This is a genomic window from Agromyces binzhouensis (assembly GCF_004135055.1).
GTDB classification, from domain to species: Bacteria; Actinomycetota; Actinomycetes; order Actinomycetales; family Microbacteriaceae; genus Agromyces; species Agromyces binzhouensis.
Genome location: NZ_SDPL01000434.1, coordinates 1 through 2,617, shown reverse-complemented (window position 1 = coordinate 2,617; position 2,617 = coordinate 1). Strand labels below are relative to the sequence as shown.

Annotated in this window: 3 protein-coding genes and 1 pseudogene; 1 reads left to right on the top strand and 3 read right to left on the bottom strand. The window is 71.9% G+C overall.

Annotation, left to right across the window (positions count from 1 at the left end; translation table 11 throughout):
* Positions 1–204 (top strand): annotated as a pseudogene (locus ESO86_RS19160) (cation acetate symporter); the annotation flags it as partial.
* A 70-nt stretch (positions 205–274) separates the two neighbouring features.
* Here ESO86_RS19160 and ESO86_RS15265 read toward each other — a convergent pair.
* The 3 genes from ESO86_RS15265 to ESO86_RS19155 all read right to left on the bottom strand — a co-directional run.
* Positions 275–928 carry a GNAT family N-acetyltransferase gene (locus ESO86_RS15265; RefSeq protein WP_129235743.1) on the bottom strand — a complete coding sequence of 218 codons (654 nt, stop codon included), beginning with the start codon at positions 926–928 and terminating at the stop codon, positions 275–277.
* 174 nt (positions 929–1,102) lie between these two features.
* Positions 1,103–2,389, bottom strand: a complete 1,287-nt coding sequence (locus tag ESO86_RS15260) for an adenylosuccinate synthase (protein WP_129235742.1) — start codon at positions 2,387–2,389, stop codon at positions 1,103–1,105.
* Between the two features lies 1 nt (position 2,390).
* Positions 2,391–2,617: hypothetical protein (locus ESO86_RS19155; RefSeq protein ID WP_165307973.1), on the bottom strand; the 227-nt coding region annotated here is incomplete at its 5' end.

Here is a 2,617-nt window from a genome sequence, read left to right as displayed (position 1 = left end):
TCGGGGGCGGCGATCCTCGGCGGCGCCCTCATCACGGCGGCGGCGCCCGCCATCCGCCCGCTCATCGAGCAGCCCGCGGCCTGGACGGTGCCGATCGCCGTGCTCATGACCGTGCTCGTGTCGCGCGCCGACCGGCGGCGGATGCCGCGCGGCACCGACGCCTTCCTCGCGCGGTTGCACCTGCCGGAGCGCGGCCGGGGCTGATCGGCCTCGGCGCACGCCTCGTCCCGATCCTCGTCCCGATCCTCGTCTCGGCCCCGACCGGGCGGACCCGCTACTCGGCTCGCTGCGGCTCCTGCAGCGTCACCGGTCGGTCGCCCCACTCCGCGAGCCGCGCCTCGAGGCCGGCCCGCACGGCGGGCCACTCGTCGACGAGGATCGCGTACACCGCCGTGTCGCGCCACGAGCCGTCGGGGCGGCGCATCGCGCGGCGGTGGATGCCCTCGAAGGACGCCCCGAGCTTCAGGATGGCGGCGCGCGAGCGCGAGTTCACGGCATCCGCCTGCAGCTTCACCCGGCCGAACCCGTGGTCGAATGCGAGCCCGAGCATGAGGAGCTTCACCTCCGGGTTCACCGCGGTGCCCCACACGCGCGGGTCGAAGCCCGTCCAGCCGATGTGGGCGGACTCGTTCGGCAGGTCGAGGTCGCCGAGCTTGGTCGCGCCGACGAGCGCGCCGTCGTCGGGTCCGCCGCGCAGGCGCACCCCGAAGGGGATCGCGTCTGCGGCGGGCGTGTAGGAGGCGCGTGCGAAGGCCTCGAAGGCCGCGTCATCGGCGGGGAGGCCGGACGGCCCGCCACCGAAGCCGCCCGCGAACACCTCGGGGCGCCCGATCGCCGTGCGCAGGGCCGGAACGTCGTGCTCGGTGATCGGAGCCAGGGCCACGTGACGGCCTTCGAGGGTGTGGACGAGCGGGCGGCGGGCTGGCACCGGCCCAGTCTGGCACGGTCGGCGGCACGTGCCCTCGCGCGCTTCGGGAGGAAGAACTCCCCGACACGTCGAGGCGGGCGGATGCCGCCACGGCGTGTCGTCCGGAAGTTCCTCCCGTACGAGCGACCAGTCGAGCCGTACGAGCGACCAGTCGAGGAGGTCGAGCCGGTCGAGCTAGTCGAGCAGGTCGTGCAACTGCACGATCTCGTCGCGGCCGGGGCCGACCCCGATCGCGGAGAATCGAGCCCCCGACATCGCCTCGAGCTCGCGAACGTAGCTCTGGGCGTTCGCAGGGAGGTCCTCGAAGGAGCGCGCGCCCGAGATGTCCTCGGTCCAGCCGGGGAACTCCTCGTAGACGGGCTTGGCGTGGTGGAAGTCGGACTGCGAGACCGGGACCTCCTCCATGATCACGCCGTCGACGTCGTACGCGACCGCGACGGGGATGCGGTCGACGCCCGTGAGCACGTCGAGCTTGGTGAGCACGAAGTCGGTCACGCCGTTGACGCGTGCCGTGTACCGCGCGATCGGGGCGTCGTACCATCCGGTGCGCCGCCGACGACCGGTGGTCGTGCCGAACTCGTGGCCCTTCTCGGCGAGGAACTCGCCCCACTCGTCGAAGAGCTCGGTCGGGAACGGACCCGAGCCGACGCGGGTCGTGTAGGCCTTCACGATGCCGATGACCCGGTCGATGCGGTTCGGCGCGATGCCCGACCCGGTGACCGCCCCGCCGGACGTGGCGTTCGACGACGTCACGAACGGGTACGTGCCGTGGTCGACGTCGAGCATGGTCGCCTGGCCGCCCTCGAAGAGCACGGTATCGCCGGCCTCGAGCGCGCGGTGCAGCAGCAGCGAGGTGTCGGTGACCATCGGGCGCAGCCGCTCGACGTAGCCGAGCAGCTCCTCGACGATCTCGTCGACCCCGATCGCGCGGCGGTTGTAGACCTTCACGAGCAGGTGGTTCTTCTGGTCGAGTGCGCCCTCGACCTTCTGCCGCAGGATGTTCTCGTCGAAGAGGTCCTGCATGCGGATGCCGACGCGGTTGATCTTGTCGGCGTAGCTCGGGCCGATGCCGCGACCCGTCGTGCCGATCTGGCGCTTGCCGAGGAAGCGCTCGGTGACCTTGTCGAGCGTGCGGTGGTACTGCGTGATCACGTGCGCGTTCGCCGAGATCTTCAGCTGCGACGTGTCGACGCCGCGCGACTCGAGCCCCTCGATCTCCTCGAAGAGCACCTCGATGTCGACGACCACGCCGTTCGCGATCACGGGCGTGACGCCCGGCGTGAGGATGCCGGAGGGCAGCAGGTGCAGGGCGTACTTCTCGTCGCCGACGACGACGGTGTGCCCGGCGTTGTTGCCGCCGTTGAACTTGACGACGTAGTCCAGGCGCGAGGAGAGCAGGTCGGTCGCCTTGCCCTTGCCCTCATCGCCCCACTGTGCTCCGATCAGCACGACTGCGGGCATGTCAGTCCTCTCCTGCCGCGTCGGCGGCGTCGGGTTCGGCGATGGGTTCGCCGGTGCGGGCTTCGGTGCCGACGATCGGGGCGATGAGCCCGGCCGCGGCGCCGACGACGGTGATGACCTGGGTGGGCGTGAACTCCGAGGCGATGCGGGCGGGCGCCTCGGCGTCGGCGGCCTCGAGGGCGGATGCCGCGCGCGCGGCCCGATCGTCGAGACCCAGCCGCGCGGCCG